Source organism: Sphingobacterium zeae (genome assembly GCF_030818895.1).
Classification (GTDB): domain Bacteria; phylum Bacteroidota; class Bacteroidia; order Sphingobacteriales; family Sphingobacteriaceae; genus Sphingobacterium; species Sphingobacterium zeae.
In genome coordinates, this window is the sequence record NZ_JAUTBA010000001.1 from 2,893,144 (window position 1) to 2,914,337 (window position 21,194).

General features: G+C 36.2%; 23 protein-coding genes and 2 pseudogenes. 16 read left to right on the top strand and 9 right to left on the bottom strand.

The annotated features are described in order from the left end of the window. Window positions 1-13: 13 nt before the first annotated feature. Both QE382_RS12080 and QE382_RS12085 read left to right on the top strand, forming a co-directional pair. On the top strand, window positions 14-493 hold the full coding sequence (locus tag QE382_RS12080) for a hypothetical protein (RefSeq protein ID WP_307186107.1): 480 nt from the start codon (window positions 14-16) through the stop codon (window positions 491-493). A 176-nt stretch (window positions 494-669) separates the two neighbouring features. Beyond that, window positions 670-1,023: a hypothetical protein gene (locus QE382_RS12085; protein ID WP_307186108.1), complete on the top strand. Its 354-nt coding sequence runs from the start codon at window positions 670-672 to the stop codon at window positions 1,021-1,023. A gap of 527 nt (window positions 1,024-1,550) precedes the next feature. On the opposite strand, the gene QE382_RS12090 is transcribed toward QE382_RS12085, so the two are convergent. Further along, window positions 1,551-1,889 carry a hypothetical protein gene (locus QE382_RS12090; protein ID WP_307186109.1) on the bottom strand — a complete coding sequence of 113 codons (339 nt, stop codon included), beginning with the start codon at window positions 1,887-1,889 and terminating at the stop codon, window positions 1,551-1,553. 140 nt (window positions 1,890-2,029) lie between these two features. Between QE382_RS12090 and QE382_RS12095 the strand changes: the two genes are divergently transcribed. Continuing rightward, complete coding sequence (locus tag QE382_RS12095; protein WP_307186110.1) at window positions 2,030-2,347, top strand: hypothetical protein; 318 nt, start codon at window positions 2,030-2,032, stop codon at window positions 2,345-2,347. 521 nt (window positions 2,348-2,868) lie between these two features. Here QE382_RS12095 and QE382_RS12100 read toward each other — a convergent pair. Further along, a complete protein-coding gene (locus QE382_RS12100; protein ID WP_307186111.1) occupies window positions 2,869-3,693 on the bottom strand; it encodes a hypothetical protein in 825 nt (274 codons plus the stop codon). 63 nt (window positions 3,694-3,756) lie between these two features. Then, entirely contained in the window at window positions 3,757-4,554 is a 798-nt protein-coding gene (locus QE382_RS12105) for a helix-turn-helix domain-containing protein (protein WP_307186112.1), read from the bottom strand. Window positions 4,555-4,757: 203 nt separating this feature from the next. On the opposite strand from QE382_RS12105, the gene QE382_RS12110 reads away from it, so the two are divergent. Together QE382_RS12110 and QE382_RS12115 are read left to right on the top strand one after the other, a co-directional pair. Further along, the gene (locus tag QE382_RS12110) at window positions 4,758-5,402 is read left to right on the top strand and encodes an aminotransferase-like domain-containing protein (protein ID WP_307188025.1); all 645 of its coding nucleotides are present in this window, start codon (window positions 4,758-4,760) and stop codon (window positions 5,400-5,402) included. A 1,071-nt stretch (window positions 5,403-6,473) separates the two neighbouring features. Beyond that, window positions 6,474-6,833 (top strand): hypothetical protein, encoded by a 360-nt coding sequence (locus QE382_RS12115; RefSeq protein WP_307186113.1) that lies wholly within the window; start codon window positions 6,474-6,476, stop codon window positions 6,831-6,833. A 45-nt stretch (window positions 6,834-6,878) separates the two neighbouring features. Here the strand turns inward: QE382_RS12115 and QE382_RS12120 are convergent, their stop codons facing one another. Then, window positions 6,879-8,255, bottom strand: a complete 1,377-nt coding sequence (locus tag QE382_RS12120) for a HEPN domain-containing protein (RefSeq protein ID WP_307186114.1) — start codon at window positions 8,253-8,255, stop codon at window positions 6,879-6,881. Between the two features lie 86 nt (window positions 8,256-8,341). On the opposite strand from QE382_RS12120, the gene QE382_RS12125 reads away from it, so the two are divergent. From QE382_RS12125 to QE382_RS12160, 8 genes are all read left to right on the top strand, one after another. Next, complete coding sequence (locus QE382_RS12125; protein WP_307186115.1) at window positions 8,342-8,491, top strand: hypothetical protein; 150 nt, start codon at window positions 8,342-8,344, stop codon at window positions 8,489-8,491. Window positions 8,492-8,581: 90 nt separating this feature from the next. Continuing rightward, window positions 8,582-9,133 carry an IS3 family transposase gene (locus tag QE382_RS12130; protein WP_307186116.1) on the top strand — a complete coding sequence of 184 codons (552 nt, stop codon included), beginning with the start codon at window positions 8,582-8,584 and terminating at the stop codon, window positions 9,131-9,133. A gap of 388 nt (window positions 9,134-9,521) precedes the next feature. After that, complete coding sequence (locus QE382_RS12135) at window positions 9,522-10,844, top strand: hypothetical protein (RefSeq protein ID WP_307186117.1); 1,323 nt, start codon at window positions 9,522-9,524, stop codon at window positions 10,842-10,844. A 249-nt stretch (window positions 10,845-11,093) separates the two neighbouring features. Then, window positions 11,094-11,597: a hypothetical protein gene (locus QE382_RS12140; protein ID WP_307186118.1), complete on the top strand. Its 504-nt coding sequence runs from the start codon at window positions 11,094-11,096 to the stop codon at window positions 11,595-11,597. Between the two features lie 47 nt (window positions 11,598-11,644). Then, a complete protein-coding gene (locus tag QE382_RS12145; RefSeq protein WP_307186119.1) occupies window positions 11,645-11,779 on the top strand; it encodes a hypothetical protein in 135 nt (44 codons plus the stop codon). 655 nt (window positions 11,780-12,434) lie between these two features. After that, window positions 12,435-13,766 carry a YopA family protein gene (locus QE382_RS12150; protein ID WP_307186120.1) on the top strand — a complete coding sequence of 444 codons (1,332 nt, stop codon included), beginning with the start codon at window positions 12,435-12,437 and terminating at the stop codon, window positions 13,764-13,766. A 254-nt stretch (window positions 13,767-14,020) separates the two neighbouring features. After that, on the top strand, window positions 14,021-15,889 hold the full coding sequence (locus tag QE382_RS12155; protein WP_307186121.1) for a hypothetical protein: 1,869 nt from the start codon (window positions 14,021-14,023) through the stop codon (window positions 15,887-15,889). Window positions 15,890-16,055: 166 nt separating this feature from the next. Beyond that, window positions 16,056-16,739: a hypothetical protein gene (locus QE382_RS12160; protein WP_307186122.1), complete on the top strand. Its 684-nt coding sequence runs from the start codon at window positions 16,056-16,058 to the stop codon at window positions 16,737-16,739. 52 nt (window positions 16,740-16,791) lie between these two features. On the opposite strand, the gene QE382_RS12165 is transcribed toward QE382_RS12160, so the two are convergent. Then, window positions 16,792-17,007: a hypothetical protein gene (locus QE382_RS12165; RefSeq protein WP_307186123.1), complete on the bottom strand. Its 216-nt coding sequence runs from the start codon at window positions 17,005-17,007 to the stop codon at window positions 16,792-16,794. 11 nt (window positions 17,008-17,018) lie between these two features. Further along, window positions 17,019-18,464: a hypothetical protein gene (locus QE382_RS12170; protein ID WP_307186124.1), complete on the bottom strand. Its 1,446-nt coding sequence runs from the start codon at window positions 18,462-18,464 to the stop codon at window positions 17,019-17,021. A gap of 327 nt (window positions 18,465-18,791) precedes the next feature. Here QE382_RS12170 and QE382_RS12175 point away from each other — a divergent pair, with 327 nt between their 5' ends. Next, on the top strand, window positions 18,792-19,451 hold the full coding sequence (locus tag QE382_RS12175; RefSeq protein ID WP_307186125.1) for a hypothetical protein: 660 nt from the start codon (window positions 18,792-18,794) through the stop codon (window positions 19,449-19,451). Here the strand turns inward: QE382_RS12175 and QE382_RS12180 are convergent. The 3 genes and pseudogenes from QE382_RS12180 to tnpA (QE382_RS12190) form a co-directional block, all read right to left on the bottom strand. Further along, window positions 19,429-19,971: pseudogene (locus QE382_RS12180) on the bottom strand (IS66 family transposase); the annotation flags it as partial. The gene QE382_RS12175 and the pseudogene QE382_RS12180 overlap by 23 nt on opposite strands. Window positions 19,972-19,995: 24 nt before the next feature. After that, window positions 19,996-20,286 (bottom strand): annotated as a pseudogene (gene tnpB / locus QE382_RS12185) (IS66 family insertion sequence element accessory protein TnpB); the annotation flags it as partial. A 1-nt stretch (window position 20,287) separates the two neighbouring features. Next, window positions 20,288-20,494 (bottom strand): IS66 family insertion sequence element accessory protein TnpA, encoded by a 207-nt coding sequence (gene tnpA, locus QE382_RS12190; protein WP_307186126.1) that lies wholly within the window; start codon window positions 20,492-20,494, stop codon window positions 20,288-20,290. A 36-nt stretch (window positions 20,495-20,530) separates the two neighbouring features. Between tnpA (QE382_RS12190) and tnpA (QE382_RS12195) the strand changes: the two genes are divergently transcribed. Together tnpA (QE382_RS12195) and tnpB (QE382_RS12200) are read left to right on the top strand one after the other, a co-directional pair. After that, window positions 20,531-20,812 carry an IS66 family insertion sequence element accessory protein TnpA gene (gene tnpA, locus QE382_RS12195; protein WP_307185128.1) on the top strand — a complete coding sequence of 94 codons (282 nt, stop codon included), beginning with the start codon at window positions 20,531-20,533 and terminating at the stop codon, window positions 20,810-20,812. Then, window positions 20,812-21,150, top strand: a complete 339-nt coding sequence (gene tnpB / locus QE382_RS12200; protein ID WP_307185127.1) for an IS66 family insertion sequence element accessory protein TnpB — start codon at window positions 20,812-20,814, stop codon at window positions 21,148-21,150. The genes tnpA (QE382_RS12195) and tnpB (QE382_RS12200) overlap by 1 nt, the downstream gene beginning before the upstream one ends. The last annotated feature ends 44 nt before the right edge of the window (window positions 21,151-21,194 follow it).

Genomic DNA, 21,194 nt, shown 5'->3' on the forward strand with positions numbered 1-21,194 from the left:
ATAATTAAGTGATATGAAAGTTTTAAGAATATTGGCATTTATGTCCCTAATTGTTTTAATTTCCTGTGATCCTATATGGTCTGTATCCATAAATGGCAAAAAAGAGCTAATTCTGAAAAAAGATGTGGGCTGTAATGCAAAATTGATAGTTGAAAACTCTCACGGTACTCGATTTAGATTCATATTTTTAAATGAAAACTCTTTTATCAAGGTCGAGAATGTAAAGTATCTTATTTCGGTCCTTGAGGCAAATAACAATTCCTTTTCTGACTTTTTCCCATTCTATAGAGATAAAGACACTGTAATGTTGGATGATAAAGGAAGATTTTTATTTCAGGCTCAATTGAAAGATAACAATGATCTTAAAAAAGATGTTGAATTTATAATCCCCCCAAATAAATATCTGCTTTGCAAGGATTTACCGTTGATTTCAGATACTGTAAAGATCATTTTGAATGTTGGGAAAGTTAAAGTGGGGCCAAGAAGTTATTAAGAATAAATACAATTTTATTGAATGATTTCAATGGCTGAACGTTTTCAGAAACTTAAATTGAGGGGAAATCATATAATAGAAACATTCGAATAACAATTTCAAAAATATTTTTGCGATTATAGTGAGAGACGGCCTTTAATCCAACTCCTTTAAGATAATAAACAAGATAACTAGCCATGAAAGATAGATTATTGATATTTAAAGTCATCTCTATTTTAATCTTTATAACATTGCTTTCGTGTGAAGCTAATAAATCTGTCCTTATTAATGGTGAACGTAGTATTCTATTAGATACTAATTCAGAATGTAAGCTGGAGATAGGGTCACATTTTATAAGAGAGGCGTTCCTTATTTTTGAATTAAGTCCTAAAGGATGTAATCTTGAAATAAACAATGTTGATGAGTGGATAGATAATTTAACAAGAGCCAATGGATTGGATTCTGGGGCAATTCAATTAAGTAGTAAGATTGTGGTATCAAATCGTAAAGTTTCAATTTCGAAAGGTCAAATTTACGATTTGACCTTGTAAAAACTTCAAGCACCTGGGATAGAGGAAGACTAAACTTTATTTTTCCAAAAGATTGTAGTATGCTAGTCAATGGAAGTCCTTTTTTTTCAGAAACAAAAACATTATCCTTAGAAATTGGCAAGATGAGGTTTATCTTTTAGCTCTCTTTCTGTTTTTATTAGGCGTGCCTAATGGATCACGACTTGAATAATAAAAATTAATAAATATGAGTACTCGACAATTAATTCTGTTTACCTACTTCATTGTTTACTCATCAATTATTTTATCATGTGAACCATATCGATATATTAATATTAATGGAAAGAAAAAATTCTTGGCTACTCCTAATCATAATTGTGAAATAGAAATTAGTGCTGGAATTTTGCAGATAAATAATGTGGATTTTAAGATAATTTCAAATATTCTAAACGCTGGTCCTTGATTATTTCGCAGCCTTGTTTTAGGTAAAAGTTTAGTGGTGACACGTAAGGTTTACCATTCACTTTAATGTCTTTGTCATGGTCAATCACCCAGCCATATAGTAAGGATTAGTGAGCTTTAATATGATCGATCAACTTTAAACCGATGTATTGTCCATTTATGGAACTAGAAAGGATTATGACAAACCATTTTTCTCGATCTCTAATGAATTTTGTTGCCCATCTAACAATTTCATTATTTAATCTAACAAGAATATGTATCGGGCTATCCATTCCATTCAGATAGTTGTCAAAATTCTCTGCCTTATCATAGCTACTTTTGCTTACGAGTTCGGCACATTCATTTGCGTCCTTTTCATTGTCACAAAAGTAATAGGACTGTGGCGTTTTTAAACCGCTATATTCGGGAATTTTATTTTGAAATTCTTTCCAAAAACTATCTATCATATTTCTCTGATTAACCTATAAGCTATTGCAATTTACATAATAAACTTAGGAAATATGTGACCATATTCATCCAATACCGTCATTTGGTATCCCCATTTTTTTAGGATGGCTTTATTATCCCCATTTTTAACTTGTAAACAATGGCTAGCGGCAGCAAAGGTGAGATTAAAAGTGCGTGTGATTTGGCAAGACGATCAGGTATTATTAAATTGAAGAATGCTATCGGTGATATTAACTTTTACAAAAGCAGAGATGGCTATTTGGCTAAACAAAAAGGAGGCATTGATAAGGAATGCTTCCATAACGATCAGAAGTTTCAAGGGACTAGGGAAAATTCCGCGGAGTTAGCACGAGGTGGCAAAGCCAGCAAGGTATTGTGTACTGTGATCCGACTTATCTTGAACAAAACTCAGGATTCGCCCATGATCCTGTATATTTCTTGTAGATGCAATTTATAAAATTCCGGTGCCGCGCAATTTCTAACTGCTTAAATGTAAAAAAGCTTTCTGATTTATCAGAAAGCTTTTTTTGTCTTTGGCGGAAGAGGCGGGATTCGAATTTCACGTTTCTTCATAATATGCCTTTATTTTGTTTAAATCTATTTTTCAGCACTAGTATTAGCGAATATTTTGCGCAAATTTGGTGCTGTTTTGGGTGCTGTTTTTATGTTTAATTTCAATTTAAGCATTTACTTTCAAAGTTCCAAAATGAAAAGAATATTAAGCTTATCAGTAGAAGGGAAGGCTAGTTATATAACCTATTGGATAAACAGTCCATTTTTTTATGCTTAGTTGTAACAAAGTATACCAATGTGTATACTAAAAAATAGCTTAATGCTATTATTCAGCGGACGGAGTATACCCGGAGGATACTCAGAAATTTATTTGCAACGCATGAGGCAAGAGGAGTAGGGGTCTGCCCAACTTCTGCTTGCTCTAATGCTTGCTCTAATGCTTGTAATCCATTGGGGCTGAGGGATTTACCTCAGCGCCAGCTGCCAGGTCTCCTGGACTTTGCCCCGGCTTTTGAGCAGCTCCAACTGTTCGCCCGTGGCCGCTGCCAGTAGCTTGGGCAGGCTGCTGTACTTGTCAAATTCGGGCGGGTACTTTTCGAGCACCCGGAAGCCCTGATCGTAAAAGAACTGCCCGGCCTGGTCGAAAGACTCGAAGTAGTTGGCGTGCACATTGTTTTTCCGGAAGAAATCGCTCCATTGTCCGTCTCTGTCGCTGCCCACGGCCCGGGTCTCATGCCGGATATAAATATCGGCGGTGGTCCAGGTGCCGCCCTGCCGCTCGAGCAGCCTGCGGATATGTTGCAGGATCTGTTTTTTGGCCGCGTCGTCGAAATACAGCAGCAGCCCCTCATTGATGATGGCGAGTTCGCTGCTGCTCTCCGGATAGCTTTCGGTGTGTAGCACGTCGAGCGGCTTCAATTGCAGGTTTTGCGGGACAGCCTGCTGCATGGTACGCAGCATTTCACTCTTCTGGCTGATGATGGCCGGCAGGTCCGTGTCGATGTAGCTGGCGTCGGGGTGCTTGCGGGCGTAGTCCAGACCACGCAACGAGAAGCCTGCGGAGAGCTCGAGTACGGTAGGTGCTGCGGTCTTTTCCAGAAAATAATCCAGGGAGCGGTACCGCATTTCGAAGTGCAGCACGCTGGCCCAGAAACCAAAATCCTGTTGTGGAGCGGCAAGGCTTTCGATGCCGAAATAGGCGGCTACCTCCTCCGCAAAGGGAATGGAGCCTGCGGCCGCTTTGAAGGCCAGCAAGGCGCTGGCGGTATCTGTTACGTGTTTTAATCGCATGATTGTGTGTTTTTTTCTGCAAAGTAACAGCACCCCGGGATGGCAAAATAGGAAAAAGTAGACCTATCGTTTTTTGTTGAAGGCATTGCCCAGCTGGTTTGGGGCGCGCATAAACTGCCGTGGCCGCTGTGTGAATACCTTGCGGAAGTCTTGCAGGAAGTGGGATTCGTCATAGTAAAGGTCATACAGATGGTCTTTGTTTTCCCTTTGCTGATCACGGATATAGAGGTTGTACATCGCCTGCAGGCGCACGATGGAAGCATATTCTTTCGGTGTCAAGCCGACCTGCTCCTTGAACAGCTTATTGAGATGCCGCTGCGAGCCGGGAATATTTTCGAAGACCTCCCGGATGCGGATATTGCCCTGATGCTGGTCGATGGCATCCACTGCGCTGATGACGCGCCCATCGGCTGCAAACTGTATCCGCTCGGCCAGCAGCTGCAGCAGCGAACCGATACTGTCCGCAGGCACCCCAGTGCAGGAGTCCAGTACCATGCTGCCGTCCTGCTTCAGGCGGGAGATGGACGCTACTTCGTTGACTAATGTGGGCATGGCAGCACCTGCGATGGCATAATAGCCATAGGGTCTGAAGGTGATGCCGATGGAGCTGACCGGGGCAGAACCGCTGAGAGCAATATTTTTGTTGTGAGGGCCCACCAGATGCAGGTCGTACAGCGGATGATGGAACACTTTGTCCTCCACGACATGCTCGTAAGTACTTTTATAGTTCCACAGCAATACGCATTTACCGGTCGGGATCACCAGGGCCTGCTCACGCTCCGGGAGCTGCTCTGGGCTTTCGAACGACCAGATGGATTCAATCAATGGAGATAAACTGTGAGGTACGGGATAATACTGCATGCTGGCATGTAAAAAAGCAAATATCGGAATAATGGGCCAATCGCGCAACAGGGGTTTCGTGAATTCTGATATCGGTACGTTAACTTATTTTTTCCAACCTTTTTGTGTACAGGAGATGTTCAGACCGTAGCAATCATTCCCGACAGGGATTAATATCTCGCTTCTTCGGCAAAATTTTTAATGTCAGTTGACAAAAAGATGAACTGAAAAAAACATGTAAACGAAGAAAGGTAAGAATGGTGTATGTAACCCCGCATCATCATTATCCCACAACAGTTTCACTACGTATTGACCGAAGATTGGAATTATTACGTTTAGCCAATGAATATGGTTTTATAATTTTTGAAGATGACTATGACTTTGATTTTCATTACAATCATCGTCCATTATCTCCACTTGAAAGAGCAGACGAAAACGGAATGGTAATTTACTGCGGTTCTTTCAGTAAAAGTTTTTCCCCAGCATTTCGCATGGGGTATCTGGCTGCTTCCGAAAATGTAATTGAGCACCTTGCTAATGTTCGGGTATTGCTTGATAGACAAGGTGACCACATTTTAGACTGTGCCATGGCGGAACTGCTAAACGACGGCACTATACAGCTTTACCTTAGAAAAACTTTGTCTATTTATGAAGAAAAAAGAAATCATTTTTGTGACCCATTGCATGATAAGTTAGGCAATGCTGTGAATTTTTCTGTTCCTGATGGTGGTATGACAGTATGGACTGAATTTGACAAATCCATTAATCTTGAAACCTTGTCTCAAAAAGCCTACTCCAAAGGACTATATATATATCAGATGGCAAGGTGCATCAATATCCTGATTATAATGAAAACGGTATTAGGTTAGGTTTTGCTTCTTGTTCTATGGATGACTTAACAAAAAGTGTAGATATCCTGAAGAGAATTTTATAATAACTCTTTGATTGCCTTTCGATCTTTTGAGAACAGGATTACATAAAAGATTCATACTACTTTTTGCATTTAGGATGGCTTCATAATCTTCAATAAGGTCAGACTTTCCTCAACTGCACTCTATTAAACAGATGAACCTCGTTAATTAATTATTTTTATTTCGAAAAGGAGGCTTTTTGGTCTATCCTGACTTGAATTTAACGTCTAAATTCCTTATCTTTAATTGATAAAAGCAATTGCAGCTAAAACGTATGTCAAACCAGTGAGCGATTCGGTGAGTAGGGAAATCGAGGGTTTGTAAAATTCTGATAAAGAGACTGATGTCAAAAGGGTGTTATTCCCCTACGGAATTTATATGTTGAATTTATGAGTATAAAGATTCAGGAATACACTCATTCGTACATGAAAAAAAGAAATAAATTGTGAAAGAAATTTTCAGATCAACGCCTCCAATAAATTCTTCAAATCTTGCTCAAAATGATGTAAAAAAATATGCTGACAACACTTTAGATTCCACATATTTTTTTGGTTGTTGCTGCGCGAACAGTTTTTTTCCCTCTGGTCGGGGATCTGATATTCGAAAATTACTCTTCGGTCTCAATCTGTGGTTTTGACGGTCCGTGCGTCCTTGAATTTCTTAGACCTCATAAAGCGCCTTTGGCTGGATTTTAAATTGGTGCTGTTTTTGGTGCTATTTTCCACCTAAAATGAGAAAACGCCTACTGATTTCTCAAAAACGTTTTTGTCGTGTCAGAAGAGGCGGGAGACGAATTTCACGTTTCTTCATGATATTGCCTTTATATTATCTTAATGCACTTTTCAACCTGTGAATTAGTCGGTTTCTTGTCGAAATTTGGTGCTGTTTTTGGTGCTGCTATTTATTTATTGAAATTCTAATTTAAGAATTTATTTACAAGTTTCCTAAATCAAAATATCGTATATATAAGCCAAGGTAATCTAAAATACTTTCGCTTCTAATCTCCTGCTGGAACTTCGTGATAATGGGTTGTTTGCCAAAAGTTTTGCTTACCTTAATAAAGTTCTCAAACCTTTTGCAAACGATATCATTTATTATCCCATAAATGGAACAAATCAAGGAACCATTTCATTGGATTTAGTCTCAGCTGATGAGCAGTACTTGGGCGGAAAAAGAACGATAATTAAAGAAATTCACCTGAATGCCAAAAATATGACGGACAACATCACAGCCGTAACAGGCACTTCAATAGAGTCTCCCGATCGTTTTAAACAAGCGTTAACTGCATTAAACATCCCAATATCACTCATCAGCCTTAACTCGCTAATAGAATTAAAGGATTTAAATATAAGGCAGCATCCGAACACAGAGGTTTCTAGTGACTTTTAATTAAATTGAACTGGCTACCCTAAATTCGTTGGAAGGCTCATGCAACTATAGGAAATAATTTGAGTAGTACGAACTCTCAATATAATACTCAAACCGTTTTCTCAGTACCTCTTTTGGAACGCCCAAGTGTTTTAGAATAAGATAATTGATCAAAGCACGGCAGGCTAATGTCAATGCCTCCAATTCCTCTCCGGCAGCTGCTTTAGCTTTCAAATTGGGATTATAATGGGTGTAATAGTTTCTGGATTGCTTCACTTTCCGCTTAAATGTCTCATCATAGGTATAGTCAAAACCAAGCTTACCATTTTCTACTTCTGAAAACAGCTTCGTTAGTCTTTGATCTAGGTTAAGCTCGTTTTTAAAAGCAAGGTGCTCTTTAACCTCTTTTTTATGCGCATCCGGCACACCTGCAATAATCTCACCCAATTTGATCTTGAAATCGGTATCCGGCATCAGCTTTCCCGGAAACATATAAATATGGTATATCTCCAGGACCCGGATCAAATTCAGGAAATTATTTTCGTCAAAGGCCCCGCGAAAAAAGTAGTCAAGGAATATCAATTTAAGGATATGCTGCCCTTCTGCGGCGAAACTAAACCATTTACCAAAAAAAGCTTCTAGACCATCATCCACATCGGCCCTGCTGACCAGGTATTTCCGGTGACGGTCCTGCAACGGATACTCAAACTTGTTGAACGGTACTCCACCATAGACCATTGTTCCCAGAAACTTATTTCTGGTATACTGCTCAACAGAAGTATATACACGGGCGGCGGAAACATTTGCGCCATCCTTCGACAAAAAAGAAACAAGTTGCTGAAAATACAGCAGGTATTTCATAAATTCCGAAATATGAATGCCTTCCGCATCCTTCGCGATGAAGTTGACAAGGGCAAATTCATGCAGGGTAATTTTATTGCGGTTTTCGGTAGATGGTTGGAAACACTCAAAATCGATATTGATATCTAAACTATCGCTGAGTGCCATTTTTAACTTCTCAGGTGCGGTATATTCAATCGAAAATCCAGCACTTTTGTAGCTATTTTTAAAAAAAAAACTGTCGCTGCTAATCCAGCCATCGAACGTGGGTATATGAACGCCTAGAATTTTAAATTTTTGCTCATTGAATGCGCTGTAATATTCATCGCCATATAGCATCAATTTGGCGTTGAAGATATCTATAACGCCGGAACAATCGTAAAGTGTAATTTTTTCACCATAATTTCCCAGGCCATATATCACCGGGTATCTCAGCTCTTCATTAACGCTTGCCGCTTCTTCTTCAGAAAGTTTGCGGTTATTGGGATCTGTCAGGTGAAGTTCGATAATAAAATCGGTCACAGTCAGGTGCCCCATGACTGTAATTTGGCTATTTGGTAAAAACCATATGCCGTGATAAGTTTCTTCTTTGGTCTCTACCATTTCTTAACTAAAAAGCGATTATCAAAAGTCAGGAAAAAAACAATCAAAAAGAAATTGATCTCAATAGCCGGTCTTATAAAACACTTATGCAACGCCAAAATCATATTGCAGGCTCCAAAGCTGCATTCTTCGATATTATGATAGATTTAGCAGAAAAGGAATATAAAATTGATGTAAGAAAAAACTCTTTACCCGCACAGTCGATACTTTTAAGAAAGAAAAACAAGAAAGCCTAAGTTTTACTTGTTGGATTGTTCGAGGTGGATAGGCAACTTTATTATAGAGGGATTCACTGTGTGAAACAGCGTTGAAACATTGCACAGCAAGTGGTAAAACTTGTGGCAAATATACTTGTTCGCCAAAAACGAATAGGTACACGAAAGCTTTATTATCTATTACAAAATGAGCTCCAGGTAATAAAAGTAGGAAAAGATAAGTTCTTTGACATACTACGTGCAAATCATTTGTTAATCATTCCCAAACGCAGTTACCAAACAACCTCAATGTCACATCATCGGTTTAGAAAATATCCAAATTTGATTAAGAATCTGACAATCAATCATCCTAATCAAGTCTGGGTGAGCGATATTACTTACATCGGTAAACGAGAAAAACCTTGTTATCTAAGTTTGATTACAGATGCTTACTCTAAAAAGATTGTTGGTTTTCAGGTATTAAATACGATGTGTGCTAATCATATGGTTAAAGCACTAAAGATGGCCCAAAATCAAAGAAATACAAAAGAAGCTCTAATTCACCATTCTGATAGAGGGGTTCAATATTGTTCGGATGAATATCAAGAGTATTTGAAAAAGTATAACATAACTTGCAGTATGACAGAAAATGCTGACCCTTATGAAAATGCTATTGCTGAATGAATTAACGGAATTCTAAAACAAGAATTTATGATTGACACCTATCATTTAGAACTAGCAATAATGAAGGAAGTAGTAAAAAAAGCTATTCGAATTTACAGCGATGAAAGACCACATTGGTCTAACCACATGTTTACTCCTTCAGAAATGCATACAAAACCATTAATGAATTACAGAAACTATAAAACAAAAAATAGCAGCAACCTAGTGGTTACTACTGTATAATTTTATGTATTTTTATCTCTGAAAATCTATATCACTACTTCAGGACTAGTCAACTATGCAGAGTTTGAAAAGAACCACGCAGTGATCATTTCATAGCTAAAAGAAATGCGTTTTTTTATCAGTATACAGGCAATTAATTATATATTTTATCTAAACGACACAAAATATGTTTAGTAGACTGGGTGTTTTAAGTTCCGATGCTTTAAATCGAGACGGGTATGTAATTGCTTTCGAGACATTGGAACAAATGATTGCAAAAAATGCACTTATTGGTTTACCACAGTTAATCGATCACGATTTCCACAGACCTTTGGGCTGGATTATGCCTTATGGTATCCTGATAGAACCCAAGATCAGCAAAACCGTAGGCAAGTTTTATTTCTGCGATACCGATGAAGATCGGGAAAACATCCACCCGAAAATACAGAGCCATTGGCAACGACATAACTACGAAGCGTGTAAGCCTTATGTAGATGACTTCAAACGACTTTTGCAATCAGAGTTTTCTGATAAAGGCAGATTTTATGAAAAAGGGGCGGTAGCCTATCATCTGGATGACATTGTTACCAAGTTATATCCAAAACTCTTCAGCAACACCGATAAATCAGGACTGATCTATCTCCAGGATATATTAGATGATTTTGACTATGCGGGTTCGGGCATTTTCAAAGATAAAAAATCGGAGTTATGTATCTTCTGTCATCAATTTTTTAATCGGAGCTTATCACTGTTCAACAATTTCAACACCTACTTCATTGATGAGTTTATCCGTTTAAACTCGAGAACCGACATCACCTTACGGATTGCTATTGACCCTAATTTGATTGGTCTATCCAAAACGATGAAAGGCTTCCTGGAACTGGATTATTGGTGGGGACCTAAATTTGACGACGATATTTCCAATCTTCCTGATCAGGTCACTAGATATGAATGCAATGATGAACAAAAAATGTTCAGCAATGTCACGGGCACGGAATTTTGGTGGAAATCTGATGGAAACGAGAAAAGTCTAGAAATTGAAGAAATCAGAGAAAGACCTTCATTTGGTGTTGGTGCAGACGCCTATGGATGCCGGTATATTCATTCCATTTACGATAAGCAAAAGGAAGAGTTTATGCATTTTGATGGTGCAGTACGCATGTACACCGAAGAGCAAATACTTGAAAGATGGGATGTAAACATCAATAAGGCCGGAAAAAACACTGATTACACTAAACTGTTCAGGATTGACGGTAAGCTTGGATTGGACGATTGGAAGAAACTGTGCATTCTGTACTATAAAGGCAACCCGCTTTTATTTGAATATTTCGGGGCAAAGGAAGAATATGATAAGCTGAAAAATTCTACCATAGAACAAACCCCTGGTGCAGATTTTTTACCAAACAAGATCACATCAGAAGATGGCATCAGGATATTTGTATCCTATTTTCAAAAGAGTGGAGACTATCATTCTTTCGAGCGAAAAGCCATCAATCCGGACATTATTTAGTTCCGTAATGGAGAGATCATAAATGTCCTCGAATACGATATCATAGAACTTGAAAAATTTCTTAAGAGAAAAGGCGGAGTACTGAAGTACCCTGATGAAGTTCAGTTTGTTAAGCCCTTCGATTTTTACACGAATTATCCTATAATTATACACGGTTCAAACAATACCGAGCAGCTGGTAAGCGACACACTGAGTTCCTACCGGTCGATATTTGAAATTCAGAATAAGAAACTTAATAAGACCCTCAGTATGACTATTGGTTGGGAGATGGCCGATTTCGAAGTTAGATTTTCAATTTTTGGTAAATCAAGCGAAATTACCAAATGGCTGAATATCAATAAACAAATTCCGATTGAGTATGCATCCTTTAAAGACTGGTTGGTAAAACAAAGAAAGTGGATATGCGGGAATTATCAGTATAAGGAAAGGGATTTCATGCATTTGGTGAAAGATGATGGCATGTTTTATATGAAACGCACCGCAATTACGCCAGAAATGATTTCATTCCCTGATGAAGAGGACCACAATTATTACGAGATAGATGTCCGTGGCGATAAGTCGTTGATCAAATTACTGGATGAAAATGCTGTCTACCCATCTCAATTGGGACTAATACAGAAAATTACCTGTACAAAGACAGGTGAAAACTACCTCACTTCTTACACTTCCAAATATCTCGATGATGATGTAGCGATGGCGATCGAGAAAATAGACGTGATCGGATTTTTTTGGACTGATGAGCAATACCATTGATTTATTTACAGGTAATAACGAGACTTAATATGTAAAAATACAAGTAAATGCCTGGTATTCTGGTAAGCTTAGTAATCCTGGTATGGCTAGTAATCACCCTAATGCTATTAGGAGGTGGTTCGAAAATAGGTCATGGACAGGCGATGCTGGTGCAGATCAAAGAGCAATACAGAATGGACTGAATGATTCAGGAAGTTATTGGAAGTTAAAAAAAAGAACACTTAATAAACTATGGGAATGAAGATTTGGATATTAATAGTATTATCATTAACGATGTTTAGTTGCAATCAAAAGACTCTTAATGAAGATGAATTATGCCGTGCGTTCCACACTTTAAATAAAAGTGGCAAATTTGATTTTCTGTATAATGTTAGCATAGGAAAAGGTCGCGTGGAAAACGTGTGTAATGATAAACTTAAGTAATATGAGTTACGCTTCAAAAGTTTAGATGTTTATGACTCTGAATTGAAGAGATATATTAATCTGCCTGTTTATAATATTGTCGCGACTTTAAATAATAAATAGTTGATGTTTGAGAAAAGAGATCTGGATGTGAAAAATTATATTTCAAGAAAAGTTAGCTCATCTGATCAGATCAAACTTTTCGATTTAATATTTCTCATTTTTTTATCTTATTGATATCCTTATGAATTTCTGGATTTAAGTTTTTTCCAGCTAAACGATTTACATATGAAGAACTATTATATTTGTTGGAATTTTACTTAAGGGTTTGAAAAGTAAGTTTTTTTTAGCAAAAATGCTATCAGATCCAAATTAGTTGATAAAAAACCATATTAAATTAAACTTATTCTTTGCAAGCTATCAAATATAAATTTTATGAATAAAATTGATATTAATGAAAAACTCCAAAAATTCCCTATACGCGTTAATCATCAAGTACAATTAAATAGTCCGAATCAAGAGGTTGAAATTTGGAACGGACGGTTCAACTTATATTTTAAGGAAGTGAGTTTAACTATAAACGGGGAAATCTATTATTCTTGGTTTCCTGATTCTGGGGTAAAATTTAAAGGAGAAATCCAAAATAGAACTTCTTATGTCAAAGACTTGTTTACAGAACAATACATAGTTAAAGTAGATGATCAAAAGGTAGGTAGCGGATATCTTCAAGGAGTAATTCTAGAAGAAGAAATTAATGTATGTGAGGGGAGTTTAAATGAATTCTGGAAGGGGAATATTGAGATTCCAGTTGAAGAGATTAGATTTTGTTTACCTAATATGCGCTCTTTTGTTGGTGAAATTATAAGATCTAACAGCAAAAACAAACTTCCTTACCATGGAAGACTGACTTTTATAAGTAAACCATATGAACTCTATTTGGATCAGATCGAAAATTATAATTACTTGCTTTTTGAATTGAGGAAAAAAGGAGGATATGCTATTTTTTATGAAGGTAAAATTTTTAAAGAAGGCGGTCTGATAAGTTTGTCAGAATTTTTGAACTGGCATAATCGATTTCATACTTTTCTTACACTCTTAAATGGAAGAATTGTAGCACCTTTATTTTATTCGGGATTTAAAAATAATAAAAATTTATGGTCTCATTATACAGATTATTATAAAAGTCAATTCAGAGATGTGAATTCTTGGTCTGAAGGGCTTGATTTTAAAGATATTAATAACTTATGGATGGAATTTGATAATTTATGGCAGGACGAGAATGACCGAGATTTTATTAGTACTTTAACCCATTGGTATGTCGAAGCTAATTCAAAAGCGGGGAAAATTGAGGGTGCTATCATCCTTATTCAAACTGCATTAGAGTTACTGTTTAATTGGTTAATAATCGAAAAAAACAAAGAAATTACTCGTTCTAAAACTCGTAAAATGAATGCCATAGAAAAATTAGAAAAACTGATTGATAAATTACAAATTGACACTAAAATTCCTGAAAATTTAGATAACTTAAAAAAGTTTAATGATAATGGTCCAATGGCTATTGTTAATATTAGAAATGCTCTTGTGCACGGAGATAAAAAAGGTCGAACTACATTAAATAGAATTTCTGAGGAAGTTATGGATGAAGTTCTACAATTGGGAATTTGGTATGTCGAACTCTCTTTCTTAAAAATATTCAAATACTCTGGAAGATATTATAATCGTACTAGCGGGAGGAAAAATGAAATGATACCATGGAAGGATATCTAAATTTTTAAGGATTAAACATAACAGAGAATTATGAACGATTAGAAAAAATGGATGTGGGGTTGGTAGTTCAAAAATAAGTTTTTCAAGAATACTTTTTATTATATTAAGTCTAGCTAATAAAAACAATAATAATACATTAGTTTTAATTAACAATTCTGATTTCAAACAGATCTTATAAGCCAAAATTTTGTTATTATTTGATAATACCTATTTTTGAATGAGTCTATTCGTTCATATTATAACAAAATTTAAAAATGCAGTTTCAATTACCTAAAATTAGAAAAGATTTTATCTTAGTTGTGAATTATGATAAACCTGATCTTGTTGCTGCAATATTATCCTACTTATATGTTGAAAATGAATATCTTCCAATATTTAGTTTTCACAATGTAAGCATTGCGAAAACTACTCCTGTTATTAGGCATGACCCTTATGTAATCCAGAGAAGGAATGCAAATCAATTCAATAAGTTCCTTGAAGATGCAATCGAAGGAAATGGTGGCTGCGATACTCTTATTTATGTTGGTTTAACCCCTAATCAATTATCATTTCTCAATGTGCATAATATATATCCAACAATAGAATTAGATGATATGGGGGATATTCCTACTTATTTAGGTGGTTACGGAATTGATAAAACTGGAGAATTGATCTGTTCAGAAGGACAGTTGGGGAATGGTCTAATTCATGCTTTAACAGATAACCAGATTTTGTCTGTAGATAATATTGCAGTTGTTATTGATAATATTTCTCAGGAAGGATTTGAAGGTGTTGTTTTAATTGAAGATTATCCTAATTCTGATAAAGTTGTTGCTATAAATTACGCACTATCTGTCAATGCCTGGCCATTACTTATTGCTCCATTAGAAGATAGAGAAGATGAAGAAATTCTATATCTATTAGAACAATGGAACAGTACAAAAGCTTCCGGTCGAGACATTTTATTAGATAAAATAAGTAGGAGAATCAATCACATTGATTTTTCAAATTTGAGCTTTGCAACTTTTTTTACTAGAGGTTTGCCTTATCCGCTTTTGGTTACTGAAATTCCGGCATCTATGGTTAATTTAATTATGCGTCCAGATTTCTTTATATTCAATGCGCTAATTGCTGAAACTAAGACACAACTTGGATCTGCAGCAATCTTTTCTCCTTCAATATTTAAGGATGAAGAGACTGATGATCTTATTAACCTATTGGAATTTGAAAATTATTATCAACGAAAAATGATTGGAAAAAGCGCAACAACTTATAATCTTAAAAATACAATTGAATCTTATCCTTTTGGATTGATGCATATATGTAGCCATGGAGGAAATGTAAAAGGAAGGGATTGTGAGTTAGTTTTTCGGGGGATTGACGGAATTGTGCACAAGATTGAATTTAAGCTTGTATTAAGTATTGCGTTTTCACCGTTTGAAGATTCTCATCACGTTGAGACGGTATATTATTTCAGGAAATTGGATAATCTTTTCTGGCGGAGTGATGAATTGAAAGCAAAAGGATATTCTCATGAATTTTATGCAAGTCTTTCCACGATAATTTCACAAGCTTTCGATAAAAAATTAGTTGTCCAGTCCAAGGAAAAGGTAGATGTACCAAATTCAAGATCTATTCAATGTTATAATAACTGGAACTATCTTGCAAATTTTAATCAGTTTTCATCCCCTTTAATTTACCCATTCATTTTTAATAATACCTGTTGGTCCTGGTCGAAGGTTTCCACTAGCTTTTTAGTTTGTGGCTGTAGAGCATATATCGGTACATTAAAAGAAGTAAAGAATACTTTTGCAGTAAAATTTGCTCAAATATTTTATGATAATGTGTTTTCTACTAACATTATTAATGCATTTCATCTTGCAAACCAAGCATATTTGGCGTATAATGACTATTCGGTCTATATATTTTGGGGACTTCATTTATCTACATTGAAAAATAGACAACCAGTGAACACTAATAAGACCGCGGTTTTAAAACATATCTCCGGAAACTTTAATTATTTGAAAAGAAAACTTGAAGAAGTTCGTTTTTATAAAGATAAGAGTGATCTTAAAGACATCAGTTGGTTATTAATGGATGTTTTAAAATCGGATACGAATCATATCCCAAGATCATCTCCCTAAAAGTATATTCACTTTGGACTAGCAAATATCCTATGTGTATTAAATTTTAAATTTCAATTCGAATTGTTTTAAAGTCTGTATATTTAGTAACATTCGGAAGCAGAAAAAGTGAGCTAATTAAGAATAGCTATCCGAAGGATGAATATTTAGTTTAGAGTGCCATATTATGAAAGATATTAATAAAACGACAGGAAAAGATGTGGGATATGCTGCAATTAAAGCATTGGTAGGTTTAGTTCCAGTGTTGGGGGGTGCTGCCTCCGAGTTATTCGGGTTGATAGTGACACCGCCTCTGGAAAAAAGACGTCAGCAGTGGATGGAAGAGATTGCTGGCAAGTTAGCGGAGTTGGAACAGCAGGGGAGGATTGATTTCAGTAAATTAAGCGATAATGAAGAATTTATAGATGTGGTGTTACAAGCTACAAGTTTGGCAATCAAAACGAGTGAAACAGAAAAATTGATAGCCCTGAAAAATGCAGTCATTAATACGGGAATTAATGAGGGCCCGGGAAAGACCAAAAGCCATATCTTCTTGGATTTGGTCAATGAGTTCACGATATGGCACTTAAAAATACTTACATTATATGATGACCCCAAAGGATGGTTTGATGCCAATGGGAAAACCTTTCCAAAACCTATGATGGGAGGTTTGTCATCAGTGCTTAAGGAAGCTTATCCTGAAATTGCTTCAGAAGGTGAGCTGGTGAAACTAATTTGGAAGAAGCTTTACGATGCCGGGTTTCACAATTCAGCTGAGCTGAGTACTATGATGTCGGGAGACGGAATGCTTTCCTCTAGGACAACCCGCCTTGGAAAGGAATTTCTGGAGTTCATAAGAGAGCATTCATAGATATATCACATTCAATATAAAAAAAATCTGATCAGTGAAATTCAAAACATGTCTATGAGCTTTTGATTGCTTCATCAAACCATGTTGTTTTCTTTTGATTATATCCAAATTTGACGGCAGTACGATATAAAAATTTATTAAAAGATATAATTTCATCAAAATTATTTTTTGTTTTAAAATTGATGAAATCGTCAATAACTGTGTTTAATTTTACACGATTACTTTTGAAAAAGTCTTCAAGAAGGATCAACGTGTTAATATTGACCATAACGAAATCTTTTAAGCAATATCTTGGTAATAATGTAATTCTTCCTTTAATGCCAGATAACGTTGATTCAAAAGATGATTGATCCCATCAATGTCGAAGTTATTATCAGTATACACTAGTATGGGGTAGATCTGTAATTTGTTGTATGATGTTTTATCTATTTTTTCGTGTATAATAGGCAGTTTAGTCGATATTACGTTTAAAAGTTGCTTTACTGCCTTCTTTTGTGGAGGTATCTTTTTTCCTGTCGTTTTATTTATAGTGGATTCTACAAAGAGTTCGTTGATATCTTCCTTAATTTTTGAAATATCTCTAGAGTATTTAGTTTTGCTCGTTAAGATTGAATCTTTACATTCAAATAAAAGTACACAATCATCAATCCGAATATAATAATCTGGTTCTCCATCTTTTATTTCTGGTTTAAATGATTCCCCATCAATCATGGAATCAGATTGCCCTTTGAAGCATCGAGCTATAATTTCATAAAACAAATATTTTTCGGTAAACTGTTTGCCAAGGATTTTTTTTAATGAAGGAAAACCATCTATGCTTGATTCTTTGCTTGAAGAAAGTATCCTTGAAAAGTCAAATAAAAAGCTAGAAAATAGTTTATCTATAAAAAACTTAATAAATAAAACAACAAATCGATTCTCAGAAACTTTAAGAATAGGTTTTTCTCTTATAAATCTAAAATCCTCGGAACTTTTATATTCGTTTATATCGAATGACAAAATATCCATAAAACTTTTTATGGCGTCATCATTATCACTGTAAACAATTGGTGACATTCCATTTTCATTTGTTGTAATTAATAAGTATAACTTTAAAAGTCTTTTGAAGTAATCATTTGCCGTAATACCGTAATATGATTCGAAAATGAGCATATTTTTAGAAAAACTAGGATCATTCTTGCAAAAGTTAATGAAATTATAAATCTTAATAAATTCTACACGGTAATCTTTTGGATAGTATATATCATTAAGTGGAAGTTGGCTTGGAATGTATGTTTCAATAAATTGTTCATTATTCTGGATATTTGGTATACTTGAGTTAACAAACTCATTAGATAATACCCAATAAGCTTTCATTAAATTTTTATAATTCTCACTATCCAAGGGTGTGGTGGATTCATTATAATTTATAAGAAGCTTCTCCGTTAATAGTAATAAAGGATAAGCGTCTAAAAATATATATTCATTTATAGGAATAGAATTGAGGTATTTAAAGACCGGAAGTAAGACATCTTTTTTTAATTTAAAAAGGATTGGTGAAAAAATATCAAAATTACTTTCGCTCGTGATTTTATAACAAAGTTTTAAATTATAGTATGATATAAATTCAATTGCTTCTATTGTAGAAATTTTATCTAAATAGCTTTCAATTTTATCAGGAGTCTGTTCAGGAAAAATACACGAAAAGGTCATCATTCTTTTGCATTGCATATAGCTCTTTTTCATACGTTAGTTTTGATTTTTGCATGTATCTATTAAGATCTTAATAAAATTAATGCTTTGTTTCCAGTTAAACACACTATTAACTTTTTTATCTTTTGATAGTTTTCTAAAAAGCATCATCTTGTCAATTGTATTTATAGGGTTAATAGCTGATGTTTATGTTTAAAATTTCAGAAGCTATTTAGCTTTCATAGACTACTTTCCCTTGAAATTTATCGACGGGTGCTATTTTGTCTGTTGAAAGTGGAATTCAAACTATGAATATGCAACCAAAAAATTATTTTGCGACCAAGTGAGTTACAAGTGTATTGAAACACAAATTTTAGAAATATGAATGATTATAGCGAAAAAATACGGAAGATCCTTGAGAAAGAAAGGGGTGGGAATGTTTCTGAGATGGAAGTGGAAGAGTGCGAAAACTTCTTAAAGCTTCTTTCCGAAATAACAATGAACAACTTAGAAACAGAGATGGAATGGGAACTAAAACTGAAGCAGTTTCCGGAAGGATTTCAGCTCGATGGCGATGGACGTAACTGCGGCATCTGTAATCAACCTATGGGAAAAGGAAAAGGCTGGTATGACAGATATGGCCTGAAATGCATTGTATGCCAAAAAGCTCTGACGGATCACGTCATACCTGCATCATTACTCAAGAATAAGGATAGTTTCTATACTGAGACAGAGCTGAATATATTCTTTAATATGAAAAGGAGGGTGTTAGACTGCTGGATCAAAAAAGGAATTGTAAGCGTTCGTGTTATAAAAGACATAGATAGTAGGATACATATGCGACTATTTCTGCTAAGAGACAACAAAAATTTTTTTCCACCCAAAAAGCTATTGCGGGGAGGCATGCATATTGAAGAAAAAGAGGGACGGCAGTTTTACGTTTTTGGCCCGTGGTATGACTATTGTGATCCCCTTGAGGTAATAGGAAAATATGGCATTGCCGTATCCGCCCTACGAACTACATGTCAGTTGATTTCTTGAAGTTTTGGGGATAAAGGTCTTTTATATCCTTATGGTTTATCGATTCTATATTTATTAAAGTATGCCTTAACCACTTAAAAGGATTTACTTCATGCTTTTTGCAGATAGCGAAGAAAGAATATATCATTGCCGCACGCCCGGCGGCTTCATGACTGCCGGCGAAGAGCCAGTTCTTGCGACCGAGCGCTACGGGTCTGATAGCATTTTCCACCAGATTGTTGTCTATCTGTAGGTTTCCATCATGCATATAAGCCGAAAGCGCATCCCAACGTGCATAGGTATAGGCCATAGCCTTTCCGATCTGGCTTTTAGGGAGTATATTTTTTATCTCTTCGAATATCCATTTACCCATATCGTTGATAACCGGCAGCGACTCTTTCAGCCGTAGCTCCTTGACCTTATCAGGCAATAACTTTTCTTCCTTAGCTTTTCGTTCAACTTTATAAAGATCCTGTATCATCAGTAAAGCCTTTTTGGCTCTTTGCGGGTCATTTTGTAGGGCTCTCAAATAACGTTTTTTCTGTATACTCTTCACAACATGTATACCCTCTACCATCAGTACCAGATCGCTCCAGGACAGCTCACCTTTCTTAAGTTCAGATGCACCAAAGGTTCCCTGCTCCAGACGTTTGTAGTAAAGTACAAAACCACCACTTTCCCAGTGTAATAGTTTTATATGCGTGCGGCTACGGTTTAGAAATACAAAGACCTCTCCGTTGGTAGGCTGGCGTTGCATCACAGAAAGCACCAGTCCGCAAAGTCCATCAAAACTTTTTCGCATATCGCAGTAGCCGTCGTAAAGATAGAATCTGTGAGAAGACCCAAGCGAAAACATATTAGTAAAGACGGATCAGCTGGGACAGAAGACCCAGATCGCTTTCCACTTTCAGAACAACCCCGTTAGGATAGATGATCTCTATCTCCTTACGCACAGATCTGTCAATCGGTGTGAAACTTCCACTAGCACCATCTTGCTCCCTGCTCCGAGAAAACCAATAATAAAACTTCGCCTCATTGATCCGTATCCGCCCTACCAAGTACATATTTTCTGAGCGATGTATAATGCGGAGCTTTGCTAAATGAGCAAAGAAGAAAAAAGAATACAGATGTTTGCCCTGATAGCAGACTGGCAACAAAGCGGTATAAGCAAGAAACGATACTGCGCAGAAAAAGGGATAAATGAGGCCACCTTTTATTATTGGTATTCGCGCAGTAAAGAAAACGTTTCGTCTGCGGGGAGTTTTATATCCATCGACAAGGCCTGCAGAAAAAGTGAAGTTGAGGTAATTTATCCCAATGGTGTACGTATAAAGGTAGAAAATGATCTTGGACTTCTCTCTCAATTGATCCGTCTGTACTGATGTTTGCGCTAGGCTCATCGCATAGGTTTTATCTTTATGATGGTTTTTGCGATATGAGGAAGTCTTTTGATGGACTTTGTGGACTGATCAGTTCAGGAATGCAGCGGCAAGCTACCAGTGGGGAGGTTTTTGTGTTCCTAAACCGTAGCCGTACGCACGTGAAGCTGTTACATTGGGAGAAGGGTGGCTTTGTGCTGTATTACAAACGGCTGGAGAGCGGTACTTTCGTACCGCCCAGTATAAAAAACGGAGAGTTGTCATGGAGTGATCTGGTGCTGATGATTGAGGGGATACAGGTCGTAAAAAGTATTCAAAAAAGACGTTTTACTTTGCCTTAAAAGCGGCATTTAATTGCATGAGCGCGGGTAATTCCGTATCTTTA

Bases quoted from the DNA above. Each gene is read 5' to 3' on its own strand.
- QE382_RS12125 (WP_307186115.1), top strand. From the start codon at position 8,342: ATGCAACGCCAAAATCATATTGCAGGCTCCAAAGCTGCATTCTTCGAT.
- tnpA (WP_307186126.1), bottom strand. From the start codon at position 20,494: ATGTACTTGGTAGGGCGGATACGGATCAATGAGGCGAAGTTTTATTAT.
- QE382_RS12155 (WP_307186121.1), top strand. From the start codon at position 14,021: ATGCAGTTTCAATTACCTAAAATTAGAAAAGATTTTATCTTAGTTGTG.
- tnpB (WP_307185127.1), top strand. From the start codon at position 20,812: ATGTTTGCGCTAGGCTCATCGCATAGGTTTTATCTTTATGATGGTTTT.
- QE382_RS12135 (WP_307186117.1), top strand. From the start codon at position 9,522: ATGTTTAGTAGACTGGGTGTTTTAAGTTCCGATGCTTTAAATCGAGAC.
- QE382_RS12145 (WP_307186119.1), top strand. From the start codon at position 11,645: ATGCCTGGTATTCTGGTAAGCTTAGTAATCCTGGTATGGCTAGTAATC.
- QE382_RS12080 (WP_307186107.1), top strand. From the start codon at position 14: ATGAAAGTTTTAAGAATATTGGCATTTATGTCCCTAATTGTTTTAATT.
- QE382_RS12170 (WP_307186124.1), bottom strand. From the start codon at position 18,464: ATGAAAAAGAGCTATATGCAATGCAAAAGAATGATGACCTTTTCGTGT.
- QE382_RS12090 (WP_307186109.1), bottom strand. From the start codon at position 1,889: ATGATAGATAGTTTTTGGAAAGAATTTCAAAATAAAATTCCCGAATAT.
- QE382_RS12085 (WP_307186108.1), top strand. From the start codon at position 670: ATGAAAGATAGATTATTGATATTTAAAGTCATCTCTATTTTAATCTTT.
- tnpA (WP_307185128.1), top strand. From the start codon at position 20,531: ATGAGCAAAGAAGAAAAAAGAATACAGATGTTTGCCCTGATAGCAGAC.
- QE382_RS12175 (WP_307186125.1), top strand. From the start codon at position 18,792: ATGAATGATTATAGCGAAAAAATACGGAAGATCCTTGAGAAAGAAAGG.
- QE382_RS12095 (WP_307186110.1), top strand. From the start codon at position 2,030: ATGGCTAGCGGCAGCAAAGGTGAGATTAAAAGTGCGTGTGATTTGGCA.
- QE382_RS12120 (WP_307186114.1), bottom strand. From the start codon at position 8,255: ATGGTAGAGACCAAAGAAGAAACTTATCACGGCATATGGTTTTTACCA.
- QE382_RS12140 (WP_307186118.1), top strand. From the start codon at position 11,094: ATGACTATTGGTTGGGAGATGGCCGATTTCGAAGTTAGATTTTCAATT.
- QE382_RS12100 (WP_307186111.1), bottom strand. From the start codon at position 3,693: ATGCGATTAAAACACGTAACAGATACCGCCAGCGCCTTGCTGGCCTTC.
- QE382_RS12105 (WP_307186112.1), bottom strand. From the start codon at position 4,554: ATGCAGTATTATCCCGTACCTCACAGTTTATCTCCATTGATTGAATCC.
- QE382_RS12165 (WP_307186123.1), bottom strand. From the start codon at position 17,007: ATGGTCAATATTAACACGTTGATCCTTCTTGAAGACTTTTTCAAAAGT.
- QE382_RS12160 (WP_307186122.1), top strand. From the start codon at position 16,056: ATGAAAGATATTAATAAAACGACAGGAAAAGATGTGGGATATGCTGCA.
- QE382_RS12150 (WP_307186120.1), top strand. From the start codon at position 12,435: ATGAATAAAATTGATATTAATGAAAAACTCCAAAAATTCCCTATACGC.